The sequence below is a fragment of the Nocardia lasii genome (assembly GCF_042658545.1).
GTDB classification, from domain to species: Bacteria; Actinomycetota; Actinomycetes; order Mycobacteriales; family Mycobacteriaceae; genus Nocardia; species Nocardia lasii.
The window spans coordinates 150,148-168,581 of the sequence record NZ_JBHSQN010000010.1 but is presented as its reverse complement, the minus strand read 5'-3'; the positions used below and the strand labels follow the sequence as shown (position 1 = coordinate 168,581).

18 protein-coding genes are annotated in these 18,434 nt (G+C 69.0%); 10 read left to right on the top strand and 8 right to left on the bottom strand.

Annotated elements, in window-relative coordinates; translation table 11 throughout:
- Nucleotides 1-81 precede the first annotated feature (81 nt).
- A complete protein-coding gene (gene aroC / locus ACFP3H_RS15340; RefSeq protein WP_378606424.1) occupies nt 82-1,290 on the bottom strand; it encodes a chorismate synthase in 1,209 nt (402 codons plus the stop codon).
- Nucleotides 1,291-1,460: 170 nt separating this feature from the next.
- Complete coding sequence (locus ACFP3H_RS15335; RefSeq protein WP_378605978.1) at nt 1,461-1,928, bottom strand: prepilin peptidase; 468 nt, start codon at nt 1,926-1,928, stop codon at nt 1,461-1,463.
- A 159-nt stretch (nt 1,929-2,087) separates the two neighbouring features.
- On the opposite strand from ACFP3H_RS15335, the gene ACFP3H_RS15330 reads away from it, so the two are divergent.
- From ACFP3H_RS15330 to ACFP3H_RS15315, 4 genes are all read left to right on the top strand, one after another.
- On the top strand, nt 2,088-3,209 hold the full coding sequence (locus tag ACFP3H_RS15330; protein WP_378605975.1) for a M24 family metallopeptidase: 1,122 nt from the start codon (nt 2,088-2,090) through the stop codon (nt 3,207-3,209).
- 65 nt (nt 3,210-3,274) lie between these two features.
- Entirely contained in the window at nt 3,275-3,838 is a 564-nt protein-coding gene (gene efp / locus ACFP3H_RS15325; RefSeq protein ID WP_378605972.1) for an elongation factor P, read from the top strand.
- A 2-nt stretch (nt 3,839-3,840) separates the two neighbouring features.
- A complete protein-coding gene (nusB, locus tag ACFP3H_RS15320; protein WP_378605969.1) occupies nt 3,841-4,356 on the top strand; it encodes a transcription antitermination factor NusB in 516 nt (171 codons plus the stop codon).
- Nucleotides 4,346-4,612 (top strand): YciI family protein, encoded by a 267-nt coding sequence (locus ACFP3H_RS15315; RefSeq protein ID WP_378605966.1) that lies wholly within the window; start codon nt 4,346-4,348, stop codon nt 4,610-4,612. The genes nusB and ACFP3H_RS15315 overlap by 11 nt, the downstream gene beginning before the upstream one ends.
- Nucleotides 4,613-4,804: 192 nt before the next feature.
- On the opposite strand, the gene ACFP3H_RS15310 is transcribed toward ACFP3H_RS15315, so the two are convergent.
- The 6 genes from ACFP3H_RS15310 to ACFP3H_RS15285 form a co-directional block, all read right to left on the bottom strand.
- Nucleotides 4,805-7,471 (bottom strand): NERD domain-containing protein, encoded by a 2,667-nt coding sequence (locus ACFP3H_RS15310; RefSeq protein ID WP_378605963.1) that lies wholly within the window; start codon nt 7,469-7,471, stop codon nt 4,805-4,807.
- A gap of 111 nt (nt 7,472-7,582) precedes the next feature.
- A complete protein-coding gene (locus ACFP3H_RS15305; RefSeq protein ID WP_378605960.1) occupies nt 7,583-8,773 on the bottom strand; it encodes a serpin family protein in 1,191 nt (396 codons plus the stop codon).
- Nucleotides 8,774-8,825: 52 nt separating this feature from the next.
- Complete coding sequence (locus ACFP3H_RS15300; RefSeq protein WP_378605957.1) at nt 8,826-10,775, bottom strand: UvrD-helicase domain-containing protein; 1,950 nt, start codon at nt 10,773-10,775, stop codon at nt 8,826-8,828.
- A 240-nt stretch (nt 10,776-11,015) separates the two neighbouring features.
- Entirely contained in the window at nt 11,016-11,639 is a 624-nt protein-coding gene (locus ACFP3H_RS15295; RefSeq protein WP_378605954.1) for an alpha-ketoglutarate-dependent dioxygenase AlkB, read from the bottom strand.
- A gap of 49 nt (nt 11,640-11,688) precedes the next feature.
- The gene (locus tag ACFP3H_RS15290) at nt 11,689-12,168 is read right to left on the bottom strand and encodes a hypothetical protein (protein WP_378605951.1); all 480 of its coding nucleotides are present in this window, start codon (nt 12,166-12,168) and stop codon (nt 11,689-11,691) included.
- Nucleotides 12,169-12,358: 190 nt separating this feature from the next.
- On the bottom strand, nt 12,359-12,994 hold the full coding sequence (locus ACFP3H_RS15285) for a hypothetical protein (RefSeq protein WP_378605948.1): 636 nt from the start codon (nt 12,992-12,994) through the stop codon (nt 12,359-12,361).
- 56 nt (nt 12,995-13,050) lie between these two features.
- On the opposite strand from ACFP3H_RS15285, the gene ACFP3H_RS15280 reads away from it, so the two are divergent.
- The 6 genes from ACFP3H_RS15280 to ACFP3H_RS15255 all read left to right on the top strand — a co-directional run bounded on the left by ACFP3H_RS15280 (nt 13,051) and on the right by ACFP3H_RS15255 (nt 18,422).
- Nucleotides 13,051-13,986: an EamA family transporter gene (locus ACFP3H_RS15280; protein WP_378605945.1), complete on the top strand. Its 936-nt coding sequence runs from the start codon at nt 13,051-13,053 to the stop codon at nt 13,984-13,986.
- Nucleotides 13,983-14,480 (top strand): VOC family protein, encoded by a 498-nt coding sequence (locus ACFP3H_RS15275; protein WP_378605942.1) that lies wholly within the window; start codon nt 13,983-13,985, stop codon nt 14,478-14,480. The genes ACFP3H_RS15280 and ACFP3H_RS15275 overlap by 4 nt, the downstream gene beginning before the upstream one ends.
- Before the next feature lie 32 nt (nt 14,481-14,512).
- On the top strand, nt 14,513-15,316 hold the full coding sequence (locus ACFP3H_RS15270) for a MerR family transcriptional regulator (RefSeq protein ID WP_378605939.1): 804 nt from the start codon (nt 14,513-14,515) through the stop codon (nt 15,314-15,316).
- A 228-nt stretch (nt 15,317-15,544) separates the two neighbouring features.
- Nucleotides 15,545-16,177 (top strand): bifunctional pyr operon transcriptional regulator/uracil phosphoribosyltransferase PyrR, encoded by a 633-nt coding sequence (gene pyrR, locus ACFP3H_RS15265; RefSeq protein ID WP_378605936.1) that lies wholly within the window; start codon nt 15,545-15,547, stop codon nt 16,175-16,177.
- Nucleotides 16,174-17,127 carry an aspartate carbamoyltransferase catalytic subunit gene (locus ACFP3H_RS15260; RefSeq protein WP_378605933.1) on the top strand — a complete coding sequence of 318 codons (954 nt, stop codon included), beginning with the start codon at nt 16,174-16,176 and terminating at the stop codon, nt 17,125-17,127. Before pyrR ends, ACFP3H_RS15260 begins: the two co-directional genes overlap by 4 nt.
- Nucleotides 17,124-18,422: a dihydroorotase gene (locus ACFP3H_RS15255; protein ID WP_378605930.1), complete on the top strand. Its 1,299-nt coding sequence runs from the start codon at nt 17,124-17,126 to the stop codon at nt 18,420-18,422. Before ACFP3H_RS15260 ends, ACFP3H_RS15255 begins: the two co-directional genes overlap by 4 nt.
- Nucleotides 18,423-18,434: the final 12 nt, after the last annotated feature.

Below are 18,434 nucleotides of genomic sequence, written 5' to 3'. Positions count from 1 at the left end.
CCTCGGAGCTCGCGCCCTCGACGGTCGCCGGTGCGGGGTCCGCGTCGCCGTGCGCTGCGGACCCCTGCTGCCCCTGCTCGGTCACGGGATACGGCTGTCCGCGGGCACGTGCGGGCGGCTGCCGATCCGCTTGACGTAACTGGTGATGTTGTCGACGGTCTCGGCCAGCGAGTCGCCGCCGAACTTCTCCAACGCGGCCTGCGCCAGCACCAGCGCCACCATCGATTCGGCCACGACGGCCGCGGCGGGCACCGCGCACACATCGGAGCGCTGGTGGATGGCCACGGCTTCCTCGCCGCTGGACATGTCCACGGTCGCCAACGCGCGCGGCACCGTGGAGATCGGCTTCATCGCCGCGCGCACGCGCAGCGCCTCACCGTTGGTCATGCCGCCTTCCAGACCGCCTGCGCGGTTGGTCGAGCGCAGCACGCCGTCGGGGCCGGGACGCATCTCGTCGTGGGCCAGGCTGCCGCGCCGACGCGCGGTCTCGAAACCGTCGCCCACCTCGACACCCTTGATGGCCTGAATGCCCATGAGCGCGGCGGCGAGTCGCGAATCCAGCCGCTGCTCACCGCTGGTGAACGAGCCGAGCCCGATCGGCAGGCCGTCGACGATCACCTCGACGACACCACCGAGGGTGTCACCGTCCTTCTTCGCGGCCTCGATCTCGGCGATCATGGCGGCTTCGGCGTCGGCGTCGAACGCGCGCACCGGGCTGGCGTCGATCGCGTCGAGATCGGTCGGGCCGGGCGTGACACCGGTGGTGTTGGCCGCGGTGCCGATCGACACCACGTGCGAGATCACCTCGACGCCGAACGCCTGACGCAGGAAGTTGCGCGCGACGGTGCCCGCGGCGACGCGGGCCGCGGTCTCGCGGGCACTGGCCCGCTCGAGCACCGGGCGGGCGTCGTCGAAGCCGTACTTGAGCATGCCCGAGTAGTCGGCGTGACCGGGACGCGGACGGGTCAGCGGCGCGTTGCGCGCCATGCCTGCCAGCTCGGTCTCGTCGATCGGATCGGCCGACATCACCTCGGTCCACTTGGGCCACTCGGAATTGGCGATCTCGATCGCGACCGGTCCGCCCATGGTGCGGCCGTGGCGCACGCCACCGACCAGGGTGACCTTGTCGGCCTCGAACTTCATCCGGGCGCCGCGCCCGTAGCCGAGGCGGCGGCGGGCGAGCTGTGCGGAGACATCGTCCGATGTCACCTCGACTCCGGCGACCATCCCTTCCAGGAGGGCGACGAGAGCGGGACCATGGGATTCTCCGGCGGTTATCCAGCGCAACACGCCGACCATCTTCCCATGTCGGCGCCCACGGTCGGGAACGCGGGCCGACGTGATGAGCGGCACGTCGCCGGTGCGCGCGGCCGCGCGGTGTCGCCCACCGCCGTCATCCACCCGAATCGGCCAGTTTCCGGCCCCCGTGCTGTCTCGTTCGTGGCGTGTCGCCGCGGCCGTCATGCCAGCACCATCGCGCTCACCGTGGCCAGGCACATCGCCGGACCGTGCGGAATCAACCGTGGCCCTGGTGCCGCCCGCTCCGGCGGCGACCCGAGCATGGCCCGCACCCGATCACGCCCGAGCAGCACCGCCGCCGCCGTGGCCGTGAGCACCGGCGCGGCGACGGCGGCCCACGCCCACGCGGGCGGCCCCGCGATGGCCGCGGCCGCCCCGAGCGCGACCGCGAGTTTCACGTCCCCGGCGCCGAGCGCGGCGGGCGAGATGAGATGGGTGACCAGATAGGGCATCGTGAGCAGGGCCGCGCCGATCAGCGCGGCCTCCAATTCCCCGATCGAGACGGCGAAGGCGAACACCGCGACGGCACCGATCCCGGTCAGGGCATTGGGCAGCCGACGGGCATGGACATCGATCACGCCCAGGAGCAAGCACCAGGCGACGAGGCAACAGAACGCGGCAGTGGTCATGGATCGATCGTGCTGCGCCCGCCCCCGCGAAAACGGCCCGTATCGAAGAATGTGGATAACTTCGTCGCATGTGAACAACTCCGTATCCAGTCGGCCACGGCCGCCGAAATCGCGGTGACTCGTGCCGACGTGTCGCGGTGCGGGCGGTAGCGTTGACACATGTGCGCTGACTACACGGCTCCCGATTACGCGGCCCGCCGCGGTGCCCTGCGGAGCCTGCTGGTGGAAAACGGTGTCGACGCGCTGCTGGTGACCGACCTGGTCAACATCCGCTACCTCACCGGCTTCACCGGGTCCAATGCCGTTGTGCTGGTGCACTCGTGGGATATGCGCGGCGCCGAGGACCGCACCGTCATCGGCACCGACGGCCGCTATTCGGCCCAGGTCGCCGAACAGGTTCCCGACCTGCAGGCCGAGATCAGCCGGGCCACCGCGCGCCGCATCCTCGAACTGGCCGGCGAATGGCAACTGGGCCGCGTCGGTTTCGAGAGCCACGTGGTCACCGTCGAGCAGCACGCGCACCTGCAGGAACTGCGCACCGGCCTGCAACTGGTCCCCACCTCCGGCCTGGTCGAACAGTTGCGCATGGTCAAGGACGACTACGAGGTCGCCCAGCTCGCCGCGGCCTGCGACGCCGCCGACGCCGCGCTGGCCACCCTGCTCGAGCGCGGCGGGTTGCGTCCCGGTCGCACCGAACGCCAGGTGGCCCGCGAGCTCGAGTGGGCGATGTTCGAACACGGCGCCGAGGCGATCTCCTTCGAGACGATCGTGGCCGCGGGCGCCCATTCCGCGATCCCGCATCACCGCCCCACCGGCGCGATCCTGGCCGCGGGCGACTTCGTGAAGTTCGACTTCGGCGCCGTCGTCAACGGCTACCACTCCGATATGACCCGTACCCTGGTGCTCGGCGCGCCCGCCGAGTGGCAGCGCGAGATCTACGAGCTGGTCGCGCGCTCGCAACGCGCGGGCACCGAGGCGCTCGCGCCCGGGATCGAGACCAGTGCAGTCGATGCCGCGGCCCGCTCGATCATCGAAGACGCCGGGTACGGACCGCAGTTCGTGCACGGTCTCGGCCACGGCGTCGGCCTGCAGATCCATGAAGCACCCGGAGTGGCGAAAACGAGTACCGGTACACTTCTCGCTGGTGTGGCGGTGACCGTCGAACCTGGTGTATACCTTCCCGGCCGCGGCGGGGTCCGGATCGAGGACACGCTCGTGGTGCGCGAAGCGGGCCCGGAACTGCTCACCCGCACCAGCAAGGACTTGATCGTCGTCGAGTGATCGGCGAGCGAGAAAACGCAGTAGACCCCAGTACGTAGTACACCGAACGAGGAGATCCGAAGACAGTGGCGGACACCAGCGACTTCAAGAACGGCCTTGTGCTGAAGATCGACGGTCAGCTTCAGCAGATCGTCGAATTCCAGCACGTGAAGCCGGGTAAGGGCCCCGCCTTCGTGCGGACCAAGCTGAAGAACGTCGTGTCCGGCAAGGTCGTCGACAAGACCTTCAACGCCGGCGTCAAGGTCGAGACCGCGACCGTCGACCGTCGCGACATGACCTACCTGTACCACGACGGCACCGACTACATCTTCATGGACGGTGACACCTACGACCAGATCTCCATCCCGGAGGCCACCATCGGTGACGGTGCGCGCTTCCTGCTGGAGAACATGGGCGTGCAGGTCGCCGTGCACGAGGACGCGCCGCTGTTCGTGGAGCTCCCCGTCACCATCGAGCTGGTCGTGCAGCACACCGACATCGGTCTGCAGGGCGATCGCTCCACCGGCGGCACCAAGCCCGCCACCCTGGAAACCGGCGCCGAGGTCGCTGTCCCGCTGTTCATCAACACCGGCGACAAGCTCAAGATCGACTCGCGCGACGGCAGCTACCTCGGCCGCGTCAACGGCTGATCGTGACGGACTCCTCGGCAGACAAGAAGGGCTCGTTCAAGAAGCTCGGCGCGCGCCACAAGGCCCGTCGTCGGGCCGTGGACCTGCTGTTCGAGGCGGAGGCGCGTGATGTCGACGTCTCCGTGCTGCTCGCCGATCGCGCCGATCTGGCGACTCGCGATCAGAGCGTGGCCCCCGTGCACGCCTACACCAACACCCTGGTCGAAGGTGTCGCCGACGACCTCGACCGGGTCGACGGCACCATCGAGGGCTACCTGCAGGACTGGACTCTGCAGCGGCTGCCGGCCGTGGACCGGGCCATCCTGCGGATCGCGGTGTGGGAGCTGTTCCACGCCACCGACGTGCCCCCGGTCGTCGCGGTCGACGAGGCCGTCGAGCTGGCCAAGGAGCTGTCCACCGACGACTCGCCGTCGTTCGTGAACGGTGTGCTCGGCCAGGTCGTGCAGGTGGCGCCCCAGGTCCGGGCCGCCGCGGCCGCGACCAGGGCCGTGCGTCCCGAGGCCGACAGTGGCGAATAAGTACCTGGTGATGGTGATGCGCACGCCGCGCTTCGACGCCTCGGTGATCGAACCGCACCGCGACTTCCTGCGCGAACTGCTCGCCAAGGGCCAGTTGCAGGAGAGCGGCCGGTTCACCGACGGCACCGGTGGCGCCTACGTCATCCTGGCCGAAAGCCTGTCCGCCGCCACCGCTCTCGCGCACTCCGACCCGGTGCACACCACCGGTTCCTCGGAATTGACGATCTACGAATGGGAAATCGCCGTCTCGGCCTGAATCCCGTTGTCCGACAGCCGCGTATCCGATTCGGATGCGCGGCTGTTGTCGTCGATGTCCCGACGGCCCCCGGCCGGTGGGTGTACGAGGAAACCGGCGGGGGCTCGACCGTCGCTGGGTGGGCGCGGTGTCGGGTGTGCGCGGGGCACGCCAGCGATCCTGCTACCTCGAGTGCGCTCGAGGTCAAGGGATTCAGCGCGGGGTGTGGACCAGCGGGGACAGGAATCCGGTGAGTTGGTCGGCCGAGGGCTGGCCGAGGCGTCGACCGAGGTAGTCGTCGGCGTCGGCGGCGGCGCGGCAGCGCACGGGGTCGGTATTGGACGGGTCGTCGGAATAGCGTTCGCCGAGCATGGTGGCCTTGGCGACTTCGCGCCCGGTGCGCAGTTCGTAGACCGCGATCTCGTAGGTCGCCCGGAACAGGTTGACGGTGCGTCCGATCGCGGCCCCGGGGACGGGATCGTACTGGCACGTCTCGACGAGTTCGCGCAGTTCCAGCTGCTTCATGCAGGCGATGAGCTGCACCGAGGAGGTGTCGGTCGGGTTCCACGCGGTCGGGTCGTCCGGGCGGACCATCGAGGTGAGATGGCCGGACAGGTAGATCGGGCTCGCACCGTGGCGCTCGTAGGCCGCGGCGTTGGGGAACGGCTTCTTGTCCGCACCGCACATCCGGTCGTAGTCCGACATCTCGAACCGACTGGCCTGCACGGCGGTGATCGCGAAGAACCCGAACCCGAACAGGGCGATGAACAGCACCAACGCCACCCCCGGCCCGATCCGCAGACTCCGACGCGGCCCGCTGCGCTCCGCCACGGGACGGTTGTGCCACCGCTCGCGCAGCGACGGCCCGTCCCCGCCACGCAACCCCCGCAGCCGCTCGGTCAGCGTCGTCCGGCGCAGGGTGCGATCACCCTCGACCCAGTCGCTCCAGTGCGCCGGATCCTGCTGGGGGACTTCGGGTTCGGGTGGGCTGTGCGGGGGCGCGAGAGTGGCGGTGCCGCTGGGCGCGGGCGAGCCGTGCCACGCGCCGGTGGCCTCGGCCCTCGCGGTGCCGGGGGGCGCCGCACCGGATTCCGTCGTGGTGTTCGCCGCATCAGGTGACGCGGTGATGTCGTCGGCCGACCTCGCGGCGCCGAGTGGCGCCGAACTGGTCGCGGCCCTGGTGTCGGCGGCCGTGCCCGCGGAGCCGACTGGTGCCGCATCGGGTTCGGCACCGGTGGCGTCAGCCGACCTCGAGGAGCCGAAGGCCGCCGCCGCGCCGATCCCTGCCGCCGCGCCGAGCACGGTGGCGGTTGCCGCTGGGATGCGTTGGCCGGATGAGGTGCGTGGGTCGGCGGTGTGGTCCGCGTCGGTCGATGTGCCCTGGTCGGTGCGTGGGTCGCGCCCGTATTCCGCACCGGCGGGGTCCGGAGCGGGAACGTCTCCCGGTTCTCTCGGGTTCGGTTCGGCCCCGGAAGGTGATTTGCTCAGCGAGACAGTGCTTTCGGCATGCTCGCCATCGCCATCGCCATCGCCATCGCCATCGCCATCGCCATCTGCGTCGGCACTGTGCGAATCGGCCTCGCTCGGCGTCGCTTCGGCTGTCCGAACATCGAGGGGTTCGGTGTCTGTCGGTTCTGTGCCCGAGAGCTCGGCCCGGTCGTCATCTGACAGCACATCGGTATCGGCGGACCGCGCCACCAGGTCGGTGTCGCCCTCCGCGAGCGCCAGCGAAGCGGACACGAGCGTCGATGACTCGACGGGTCGCTCGGGTTCAGCACTCTCGGCCGTCCCCGAACCCTTCTCGTCGGTCCCAGCTGAATCAGCTTCGGCACCGGCGATGTTCGCCGCATCACTTTCGTCGGCAATGCCGGCCTGACCTTCGGCCGCGATGTCGCCTACTGAATCCTCTTCAACCGCATCAGGTTCCGGTATAGCCGGGTCGACTTCCGCAGTGTCGATAGGCTCGGTAGCACCATCGATTCCCGAATCGTCGGATCGTGTCCCCATGAATTCTCCACTCGCAGCGGGTGTTTCCACTGTTTCCGTGGAAGTGCTCGGTGTCGCCATCCGCTCCGTCGGGGGAGTGCGCGGGGCGAGTCGATCGATCGCCGCCAGGAAGGCGGGTGTGGCGGCCTGGGCGGCACGCGACGAATCCGCTTGCCCGGCAGCGGGGTCCGACGACTCGGCGGCGCCCGAACCGAGTTCGACGGCGGTGGGTGCGGCGGGTCGGGTGGTGGCGGCCGGATCCAAGGTGGCCGGAAAACCCTGCGCCATCAGCTCATCGGCACTCGGCAGCAGGTGGCCCAGATTCAGCGCGCCGAACACCCGCGTCACGTCGTCGACACTGAGTCGGACCGTCCGCCCGCTCTCGGCCTGGAAATAGTCGTGCAGGGGCGAGGCGTCGTCGCGATCGACCAGCACCGCTCGGTACCCGTCGGCGATCCGGGTCTCCTCGATGGTGATCTCCGCGCCGGGCTGGGGGACCAGGGCGATCACCGCGTTCACCCAGCCGAAGATCCCGGTCTGTTGCAGCAGGCTCTTCGCGGCGAACACCTGCCTGCGCACCTGCACGAACGGATTCGGCACCCGCACGGCGTGGTAGAGCGCGGCCGGTTCGCCGTCGATGGTCCACGGCCCGTTCGGCGGGGTGGCGAGCGTGCCCTCCTGGCGCGCGGTGAATCCCTTGACCTCCACGATGGTCACGCTCTGCGGCGTGCACACCAGTGCGTCGACCTCGACCGACCCACCGCGACTCTCGGGCACATGGCACCGGAACGCGACCACCCCACCGGCCTGAAAAGCCTGGTCACGCAGGGCGGCGCCGACGATCTGCTCCGCGCCTTCGAGTTCGCTCTCGTCCGCGACGACGACGATCACCACGACCCCCTGTGCACCAGACTGCGGACGACTACCAGGATACGGCCTCGGTGAGCCGTATCGAAACTGAATCCTGTTGCTGAGCAACAGCTTCGGCAATAGTGATTTCCGGTCTCACCACGGCGGCTCCAGAATCGCCTCTGACCACGGGTTCTCGGGTTCCGGGTCCCAGGTCAGCGGCGGCTTCGTGACCTGACCCGCGACCAGCACCAGGCCGCTGCGCCGGTCGACGGCGAGGAATCCGAACGGTCGGTCGATTGTCACCGCGGTGATCGTCGACCAGGTCAGCTGCGGAACGCCGCCCGCGCGCATCGCCACGGCCGTCACGGCGGCGGCCTCGAATCCGGCGGCGTCGAAGCGCGCCATGACGTTCTGGGCGGCGGCACCGAGCGCGAGCGGATCTTCGGCGAACCCGTCGAAGTGGGATCCGGGCCGGTCCATCGCGGTGGTCAGTCCGAACAGGGCTGCCCGTTCGACGAGGTCGTGTCGGTTCTCGAGCTCGAACGGCGGAAGTTCGAGCACCACGGAATCACCACCGCCGTAGGTTTCCTCTCGGCTCACCGACAGGCACGGCGCGGTGGTGCCGATCGGGAGTTCGGTAGCCACCTCGACGGTTCCGTCCAGTGCCGCCAACCCGGTCGCCACCGCGTCGCGTGGATTCGCGCCGATCAGCAGGTGCACGTCGAGTTCGCCGGTGCCCCGCACGATCACCCGCGTCACCGCGCCGTCGAGCACCGACACACTGCCGTCGGGGTAGCTCGACCGGAGCAGTCCCGGCCCCTGATGTCCCTGCCACGGACCGGTTTCCGGTGCGTAGCGCACCGGCCTGAACTCCTCGGCCCACCGGGTGCGGGCCGTCAGCGCGGTCGCGAGCACCAACAGGGTCTCCGGTCTGACCGATACCGGGAACTTCTCGATCAACCCGCCGGTCCGCGCGCGGGCCCACGCGTCGAGCTCGGCCGTTGCCGCCAGTACTCCCACCGTGCCCGCGGGCATACTGCGCACCCACTCCGCGCGCAGCGTCAGATCTGCCCGCACCCACACCCCGAGCGCTGTCGACACTTCCTTCGAGGCATCCAACGCCGCCAAGAGCTCCAGCCCCGCCGCGTGCGCGTCTTCGGCCGGAATCCCGATCGCCTCAGCGAGTTCGGCTCGCGCCTGCCCCGACGCGGCACCGGCCAACACGGCCAGCAACGGCCACAACCCCGCCCCCGACACCACCGCGTCCGAATCCCCGAACGACGCGCACCACCGCCCCGTCAACGCATTCGACGCCCGCACAGGCGAAACCGATGAACTCCCCATGCCCGGAATCCTACGACCAGCCACCGACAATCCGCCACGCCACCGCGCGCCCTCAGTCCCGCACCACCCCGACCCACACGAAATCCCTGGCCCTGGTGACGGCGACATACTGCTGGCGCAGGATCAGATCCAGCCGTTCTCGCTCGGCATCGGTGCGCGGCGGTGGGGGTTCGACGAACGGGTGGATCACGGCCCGGAAGTCCAGGCCCTTGGCCCGGTAGACGGTGCCCACTTTGACGCCGCTGTCGGTGTCGGCGCAGCGGTAGTCGACGAGTTCCTGGGCGGCGATGCCCCAGCGGCGCAGTCGGCGCAGCACGGCGTCGGCTTCCGCGTTGGTGATCGTGATGATCGCCGTATCCGACAGTGAGATGCCCTCGGCGACAAGGCGATCGAGTTGGCGACGGATGTGGTCGGGCAGTTCCGCTCGCGTGCAGGTCCACTGTTCGGCGATGCCGCCCGGCAGTGCGGCGTCGGCGACATCGAGGGTCTGGCGGTCACGCGTGTCGGGGTCGTCCACCGGCTGGGCGCCGGGCAGGGTGGCCGCGAGTTTCAGGATCGCGTGCCGATTGCGGTAGTTCTTGGTGAGTTTCTCGCTGCGGCCCACGATGGTGATCTCGGCGTCGACGAACCGCCAACCACCGGCGTAGATCTGCTGCTGGCGATCGCCGACGAACAGCAGGGAATTGGGTTCGTCGCCGGTCATCGCGTGGACCAGGCGCACGCTCTGCACGGTCATGTCCTGCATTTCGTCGACGACGACCATCGCGTAGGGCTTGTCCAGCGGGCGTGCGCGCAGTTCGTCGAGTGCGGCGGTGATGACATCGTTGCCGTCGAAGCACTCTCGTTCGGTCCGGATCGCCTCGTACGCCTCGTAGAGATCCCAGACGTAGCGGCGTTGGCTGGTGCGCAACGCGACTCGTCGGCCGCGTCGGTCCACCTCCGCGTACTCGGCGAAGCCCGCCGCGGTCGCGGGCAGTCCTCGACCCTTGATGACCCGATCGATTTCCTCACGCCAGTAGGGGCGTTCGCCGATCTCTGCCAGTCGACTCGGACGCCCGACTCTCGCCCACGCCCGATTGAACGCGGTGTCCGTGCGTGTGAGTTCCATCTTGCGCTGGATTCCCCGTTCGGCGAGAAACCCCTGCGCCCACGAGTGCAAATTCGTGAACTCCGCCCGCCCCACCGCATCCGGCAGCAATCGCGCGAACGCCGACTCCTGACACGGCGGCAGGTTCTTCACCAACGTCGTGAACAACAACCGCCCCGTGCTGTGCCGGGCCCGATTCGCCATCCGATGCAGCGCCAGCACCGTCTTGCCCGAACCCGCAGGACCCATGATCCGCGCCGGACCGTTGTAATGGCGGGTCACCAGGGCGAGTTGGGCGGGATCGAGGAACGCCAACCAGGTCGGAAACGGCTTGGCCAGGGCCGCGGTGAGGTGATCGGTGTGCAGCGACTCCACCTCGAGTAGGCCGTCCGTCTCGGCCGGTGCGGGCGGCGGTTCGATCTGGGAAATCGCGCGGAAGTCGGGATGGCGGCGGGCCGTGTGTGCGGCGAGTTCCCCGGCCAATCGCGCGGGCATCACCGACCGTCGGCTCAGCAGCGCCCGAACCGTGGCATCGGTGACGACCACGAACCGCCCGTCACCTTGCGCGCGAACGCCCGGCGGCAGCACGAACACCACTTCGACGGTCTGCGCGATGAATTCGTTGCGATTCGGCCCGATGACCACGCCCGTGAACAGCTGCTCGGCCCGCGCGCGCAGCCGCCGAATCCGCTCCGCACTCGGCAGTTCCTCGACCACGTTCAGCGCGAACACCCCACCGGGCCCGATGAGCAACGCGTCACTTCGCCCACGCACCAACAGCCGCCACCGCTGCCGACCGGCCAGCAACAGGGCGGTATAGACACCCCGCACCCGCCCCGGCAGCTCACCGACGCTGTCGACCAGCGCCTCTTCCGCTCTCAGCCGCGAGAATTCGTGATCATTGCTGGATGCCATCTCGACCGCCCCCGCGTGGTCCGCGTTACTCCGTCCTTACGAGTATCCGCGAAATATCAAGCAACAGAACTTATTTCGGTGAAGTCGACAAGTTTCCCCGGTTCGGGAACCTTTCCCGCGAGCACGATCGAAGGCGATTTCGCAGTCACGGCGCCCCCCGTTCACTGAACTCGACCGGACCACCCCGCTGCTGCGCTCGCCCCTGATCGGCCAGGCCATGTGCATCGGCGGCAATCGCGATCAACGCACCCCGCGCGGCCGGAACTGGACGCTGATACGCGGACCGACCGGTCGGGCGGTCTTCGGCACCGCGTGCTCCCAGGTCCGCTGACACGCCCCACCCATCACCACCAGATCCCCGTGTCCCGCCGTGAACCGCACACTCGCACCCCCACCGCGCGGCCGCAACAGCAGCGACCTCGGCGCACCCACCGAAATGATCGCGACCATCGTGTCGTGCGTGGCCCCCCGCCCGATCGTGTCCCCATGCCACGCGACACTGTCACGCCCGTCCCGGTAGAAACACAGCCCGGCCGTCCGAAAAGGCTCACCCAACTCGGCCGCGTAATGCGAACTCAACACCTCCCGCGCCTCGACCAGAATCCGATCCGGCAACGGATCGTTCTCCCCGAAGAACGACACCAACCGAGGCACATCCACCACCCGGTCATACATCGGCCGCCGCTCCGCATGCCACGGCACCCGCTCGGCCAACCGATCGAACACCTCACTCGCCCCCCGCAACCACCCCGGCAACACATCCACCCAGGCAGTCGCGTCGAGCACCGTACGCCGAACCGCCCCGACAGACCCCAGGGCAATCGCCTCACCGTCGAACAGTGAACCTTGCAGGGGAATCGACATGCAGGCATTCTAGCCCATGTTCGAATGTATGTTCGATAGCGGGCCGACCTTACCGCCGACGGATTCCTCGCTGTTCTGATCGGGTGATCACCAGGTCGGGGTTTCGCCGTTGGAGTTCAGCGGCGACGTCGTCCACTGATATCGGACGTAGCCAACGCTCCGAGATGGTGAGCGGATACCCGACGAAAAGTCTGCCGACCGGGCCGTAGATCCACCGGGGCCAGCGCTTGTCGGTGAGTGTCGGTTTCGGCTCGACCAACTCGATGGAAAGATGCCGCCCGGTCCGCAGATGAATGCGCGATATCCCGCCCCACGGGATTCGACCGAACGGGCCCAGCGTCACTCCATGATCATCGACCGCCACATCGGGTGCGGGGCGGACGAAGTGGTGCAGCCCCAGAAGCAGCGCAAGGGTTCCCGAAACGAGAGCGCCGAACACAGGGAACGTCAGCGCGGGTTCGCCGGCGCCGGTCACGAGAAACAACCACCCGACCCCGAGTCCAACCAGCCCCAACACCACCATCTCCACCCAACGAACCCACGAAGCCCGAAAGACCGTCGGCGGAGTCGGTACTTCCCGAAGTTGATCCACATCACCGACTGTAGTGGTTGCCGTTGGCGCAGAAGGGGTTCAGCGGCGCTCGGCCATATCGACCGGACCGGGGAAGATCGCAGATCCTTGCCGTCGCTGCGAAGTGGGAATCGCTCGGATTCGTTCACTAGGAGGCGGAAAGCAGATCGATGACGACGAGGTGGTCGGCTTCGTAGCGGTCGAGGTCGTCATTGAGCCAGCTCTCGTCGGGGCGGATTCGATGAAACCGGAAGGTGCCGTTGGTTTCGTTGGTCGCGATGATGCAGCGCAGCGGGATCGGGGTGCTCAGGGCGGTGGCCATGTGGCCGAGCTCTCTGGCCAGGGCGATTCCTTGGCGGAGGAGGGTTCGCTGGCCGTCGAGGCCGATGATCGGTCCGTCGGCGTACGTCTTGTCCACGGGCACGAAATCTTCGAGGTGGAAGCTGGTGTGGAAGCATTCCCATCCGGTGAGGTCGTGGAGACGTCCTGGTGCGTTGTCGGCGGTTTCGGAGAGCGGGGTCCAGGACACCACCTCGCCGCGGCATTCGATTCCGTTCTCGAACCGCGACCGGAGGGCGGGTGCCAAACCCTCTTCGGGATCGAGGCCGCCGAAGCCGTCCCGCACATTCAGTAATCTCGTCGCTCGATCGTTCATCGTCACCGTCAGCACGAGCAAAGCTATCGCCTTGATCGGACGCGGGCACGCGGTCGGACGGAAGACAGTCGACCCCTGTGCTGCCACGTGACGAAACGAAAACCGAATCACCCACCGCGCCACGAGCATTCGGCCGCGAACATGTTCGCGTTGAAAACTTCTCACCCCTGTGGATTAATCCTGGGATGAATTCGATTGTGGTCGCTGAGCAGCCGACAAAGGGCTCGCTGCCGGGGTGGTCGGTGCCGATGGTGTTCATCGTGGCCGCGACCTCGCAGTATGTGGGTGCGGCGCTGGGGGTGTTCCTGTTCGACACCACCGAGCCCGCCACGGTCGCCTGGTTGCGGGCGGCCGCGGCGGGGGTCGCGCTGGTGGCCTGGCGGCGGCCGTGGCGGACCCGGTGGACGCGGCAGGGCGTGGCGATGGCGGCGGGATTCGGGGTCGTCACGGTGGGGATGAACATCGTGTTCTACGAGGCGATCGCGCGCATTCCGCTCGGCACGGCGGTCGCCATCGAGTTCCTCGGGCCGGTCGCGGTGGCGACGCTCGGCTCGCGGCGGGCGCGCGACCTGCTCGCGGTCGCGTTGGTCGCCCTCGGCGTGGTGCTGCTGGCCGGGGTGCAGCTCGATGTCGAGCCGGTCGGTGTCGCCTTCGCGCTGGCCTCGGCGGTGCTGTGGGCGGCCTACATCATGGTCGGCAAGCGGGTCGCCGACACCGGCGACGGACAGGACTCGCTCGCCGTCGGCATGGCCGCCGCGGCCGTCGTCCTGGCCCCGTTCGTGCTCATCCCGCAGCTCACCATCGACGCGGGCGTCTTCGCCGACCCACGCACCTGGCTGCTCGGTCTCGGCGTCGGCGTGCTGTCCAGTGCGGTGCCGTATGCCCTGGACCAGGTCGTCCTGACCGCCGTCGGCCGCGCGCGGTTCGCCTTGCTGCTCGCCCTGCTGCCCGCCACCGCCACGGTCGTCGGCGCGATCGCCCTGGCCCAACGCCCGACAACACTCGAACTCACCGGCATCGCCCTGGTCATGCTCGCCCTGACCGTGAGCGCCCTGCCCACCCGAGTGCCCCCGCGATCACTTGACCCTCACGTCGCGTCAGGGTCGACGATGGCCCCATGACCTACCCCGCCTTCGACATCAGCCCCGTCCCGATCCCCGGCCCCGACGCCGTGGCGCCAGAGCCTTTCCACGGCCTCTACGGCATGCCGATGTTCGTCACCGTCCCGACCCCGGACCTGGCGGCCTCGCTGGATTTCTGGATCCGCGGACTCGGCTTCTTCGAGCTGTTCTCCGTGCCGGATCACCTGATTCACCTGCGCCGCTGGGCTTTTCAGGACGTGCTGCTGGTCCCGGGTGACCGACCCGTCGACGCGCCCGCGCTCAGCGTCAGCTTCTCCTGTGTCCTCGGCGAACTCGACACGATCGCCGCCGCCTGCGAACAGGCCGCACCCGGATGCACCACCGGACCCACCCCGATGCCGTGGAATTCGGTCGAGCTGCGCGTGCGCACCCCGGAGAACGCGCAGGTCGTGATGACCGCCGCCCGTCCCTACGACCCCGACAGCCCCGAAGCCGCCTACCTGCGCGCGATCGGCATCGAGGCACCTCGGTGACGACGAGCCGGGCGCGCGGCAGACTGGACGCCGTGACCGAACCCCTCACGGTGGGCGCCGCCGCGACACTGCTCGGCGTCACCACCCGCGCCCTGCACCACTGGGACGCCATCGGTCTCGTGCGCCCGTCCGAACGCAGCCCTGCCGGCTACCGCCGCTACACCGCCCCGGACCTCGCCCGTGCCCGGCGCGTCCTCGTCTACCGGGAACTGGGCGTGCCGCTCGACGAGATCCCCGCGCTGTTGGCCGCGCCCGCCGCCGAGGCGCTCACCACGCTGCGCGCCCAACGCGACGAACTGCACGCCAGGATTCGGCGCCTCGGACAGATGGCCGACGCCGTGGACCGCCTGATCGAGGCCAGGGACTCGGGAACCCTGCTCCCAGCCGACGAGCAGGTCGCGATCTTCGGTGAACACTGGCAACCATCGTGGGTCGACCAGGCCCGCGCCACCTGGGGCGACACCGCGCAGTGGGCCGAATCCGCCGAGCGCGCGGCCGCGCGATCCCCCGAACAGTGGCGCCGGATCACCGCCGACACCGAATCCCTGCACGTCGACCTGGCCGCGGCCTGTCGCATGGGCGTGCGCGCGGGCAGCGAGCGGGCCAACGCCCTCGCCGAGCGACACCGCGCGTCCCTGGCGGTCTACTTCGACTGCACCCACGCGATGCACGTCTGCCTGGCCAGGCGCTACGTCGAGGATCCCGGCTACGCCGCCTACTACAACGGGATCGAACCCGGCCTGGCCGCCTGGTTGCGCGACATCATCGACGCGCTCGCTCGCGCCGAGGGAATCGACCCGGACACCGCGTCGTGGCACAGCCCACCTCACACGTGAACACCATCACCCACCGAAAACTCGTCGCATCGAAGCGAAACCTGCGCGCTCACAGCACTTTCGGCTCCCGTGTGATCGATGACGCACCCGCGACCCCCACCGCATACCCCGTGGTCGCGTGCGAGGGGTGACCTGCCTGGTCAAACGCCTCCGGCGGCGCTGATAAGCTGTCGGGCGAGTGAGACATCCTTTAACGGACCGTCCGGTGAGGCGGGGAAGGAGGTCGGCATGGCTGTGCCCGAACGGGCGGCCAGAACCGGCGCGAGTGAAACATCGCAACGGCACACCCCGGAGTGGGTGGCGGCCGGTCGCGAGCTGTTGTCGCCGTCGGATGTGCAACGCACCGTCGCGCGGATCGCGCACCAGATCATCGAGAAGACCGCCCTGGATTCCGGCGACGCCGACGCGCCCCGGGTGGTTCTCATGGGTATCCCGACGCGCGGCACCACCCTGGCGAACCGGCTGGCGGACAAGATCGAGGAATTCTCCGGCGTGCGTCCCGCGCTCGGCTCCCTCGACATCACCCTGTACCGCGACGACCTGCGGTCGCGTCCGCACCGCCCGCTCGAGCGCACCTCGGTGCCCGACGGCGGGATCGAGAACTCCCTGGTCGTGCTGGTCGACGACGTGCTGTTCTCCGGTCGCACGGTCCGCTCCGCGCTCGACGGTCTGCGCGATCTGGGTCGCCCCCGCGCCGTGCAGCTCGCGGTCCTGATCGACCGCGGCCACCGCGAACTGCCGATCCGCGCCGACTACGTGGGCAAGAACGTGCCGACTTCGCGTGCCGAGGACATCTCCGTGCTCATGAGCGAGCACGACGGTCGTGACGGTGTCTACCTGCATCAGGAAGGTCAAGAGTGAAGCATCTGCTGACGGTCGCTGATCTTGATCGCGGGACCGCCACCGAACTCCTCGACGAAGCCGAACGCTTCGAACAGGCCCTGCTGGGCCGCGAGGTGAAGAAGCTGCCGACCCTGCGCGGTCGCACCGTGATGACGGTGTTCTACGAGAACTCCACCCGCACACGCGTGTCCTTCGAGGTCGCGGGCAAGTGGATGAGCGCCGACGTGATCAACGTGAGCGCGTCGAGTTCGTCTGTCTCCAAAGGTGAATCGCTGCGTGACACCGCGCTGACCCTGCACGCGGCCGGTGCCGACGCGCTGATCGTGCGGCACCCGGCCTCGGGCGCGGCACACCAGATCGCGCGCTGGATGGAGCAGTGGGCGCGCGAGGAGAGCCGCGTCGCCCCGTCGATCATCAACGCCGGGGACGGCACCCACCAGCACCCCACCCAGGCCCTGCTCGACGCGCTCACGCTGCGTCAGCGTCTCGGTGACATCGAGGGCAAGCGGATCGTGCTGGTCGGCGACATCCTGCACAGCCGGGTCGCCCGCTCCAATGTCTCCCTGCTCAGCACCCTCGGCGCCGAAGTGGTCCTGGTGGCGCCGCGCACGCTGCTGCCGATCGGGGTGGAGGCGTGGCCGTGCCGGGTCTCGACCTCCCTCGATGCCGAGCTGCCCGGGGCCGACGCGGTCATGATGCTGCGCGTGCAGGCCGAGCGGATGAACGGCGGGTTCTTCCCGTCGGCCCGCGAGTATTCGATCAACTACGGACTGTCCGAGCGCAGGCTCGGACTGCTCGACGACGACGCCGTGGTGCTGCACCCCGGTCCGATGCTGCGCGGCATGGAAATCGCCTCCGCGGTCGCCGATTCGCCGAAATCGGCGGTGCTGCAGCAGGTGTCGAACGGTGTGCACATGCGGATGGCCGTGCTGTTCCGGCTGCTCGTCGGTCAGGAGGAAACGGTATGAGTGAGCTGCTGATCAAGAACGTCAAGCCCTACGGCGAAGGCGAACCCGTCGACGTCCTGGTGCGCGACACGATCATCGCCGAGATCGGTTCGGGCCTCACGGTGTCCGATGACGCCCAGGTGATCGAGGGCAACGGCCAGATCCTGCTGCCCGGCTTCGTCGACCTGCATACGCACCTGCGCGAACCCGGCCGCGAGGACACCGAGACCATCGAAACCGGTTCCGCCGCCGCCGCACTGGGCGGTTACACCGCGGTGTTCGCGATGGCCAACACCAGCCCGGTCGCCGACTCGGTCGTCATCACCGACCACGTGTGGCGGCGCGGCCAGGAGGTCGGCCTCGTCGACGTGTTCCCGGTCGGCGCGGTCACCGTCGGCCTGCAGGGCAAGCAACTCGCCGAGATGGGCACCATGGCCGCCGGAATCGGCCAGGTCAGGATGTTCTCCGACGACGGCCACTGCGTCGACGACCCGCTGATCATGCGCCGCGCCCTCGAATACGCGAACTCGCTCGGCGTGCTCATCGCCCAGCACGCGGAGGAGCCGCGCCTGACCAAGGGCGCCATCGCGCACGAGGGCCCCAACGCCGCGCGCCTGGGCCTGCAGGGGTGGCCGCGTGCCGCCGAGGAGTCGATCGTCGCCCGCGACGCCCTGCTCGCCCGCGACGCCGGCGCCCGCGTGCACATCTGCCACGCCTCCACCGCCGGCACCGTCGAGCTGGTGAAATGGGCCAAGTCCCAGGGCATCTCGATCACCGCCGAGGTCACCCCGCACCACCTGCTGCTCGACGACTCGCGCCTGGAAACCTACGACGCGGTCAACAAGGTGAACCCGCCGCTGCGCGAATCCGCCGACGTGGCCGCCCTGCGCCAGGCCCTGGCCGAGGGCGTCATCGACTGTGTCGCCACCGACCACGCCCCGCACGCCGAGCAGGACAAGTGCTGCGAGTTCGCGGCCGCCCGCCCCGGCATGCTCGGGCTCGAGACCGCGCTGTCGATCATCGTGCAGACCATGGTGCGGCCGGGCCTGCTCGACTGGCGCGGTGTGGCGCGGGTGATGAGCGAGAAGCCGGCCGCGATCGTCGGCCTCGATGACCACGGCCGTCCGATCGCGGTCGGTGAACCGGCCAACCTCACGCTGATCGACCCCGACGCCGAGTGGACGGTGCACGGCGCCGAACTGGCGAGTATCTCGAACAACACACCGTTCGAGGACATGACGTTCCCGGCGCAGGTGTCAGCCACCGTGCTGCGCGGCCGGGTAACTGCCCGCGAGGGCAAGGCGGTCGGGATCTAGGGAGGCCAGGAA

Coding starts and splice junctions, on each gene's coding strand:
- pyrR (WP_378605936.1), top strand. CDS start 15,545: ATGGCTGTGCCCGAACGGGCGGCCAGAACCGGCGCGAGTGAAACATCG.
- ACFP3H_RS15300 (WP_378605957.1), bottom strand. CDS start 10,775: ATGGCATCCAGCAATGATCACGAATTCTCGCGGCTGAGAGCGGAAGAG.
- ACFP3H_RS15285 (WP_378605948.1), bottom strand. CDS start 12,994: ATGCTCGTGGCGCGGTGGGTGATTCGGTTTTCGTTTCGTCACGTGGCA.
- ACFP3H_RS15275 (WP_378605942.1), top strand. CDS start 13,983: ATGACCTACCCCGCCTTCGACATCAGCCCCGTCCCGATCCCCGGCCCC.
- ACFP3H_RS15255 (WP_378605930.1), top strand. CDS start 17,124: ATGAGTGAGCTGCTGATCAAGAACGTCAAGCCCTACGGCGAAGGCGAA.
- ACFP3H_RS15330 (WP_378605975.1), top strand. CDS start 2,088: ATGTGCGCTGACTACACGGCTCCCGATTACGCGGCCCGCCGCGGTGCC.
- ACFP3H_RS15280 (WP_378605945.1), top strand. CDS start 13,051: ATGAATTCGATTGTGGTCGCTGAGCAGCCGACAAAGGGCTCGCTGCCG.
- ACFP3H_RS15335 (WP_378605978.1), bottom strand. CDS start 1,928: ATGACCACTGCCGCGTTCTGTTGCCTCGTCGCCTGGTGCTTGCTCCTG.
- ACFP3H_RS15305 (WP_378605960.1), bottom strand. CDS start 8,773: ATGGGGAGTTCATCGGTTTCGCCTGTGCGGGCGTCGAATGCGTTGACG.
- ACFP3H_RS15295 (WP_378605954.1), bottom strand. CDS start 11,639: ATGTCGATTCCCCTGCAAGGTTCACTGTTCGACGGTGAGGCGATTGCC.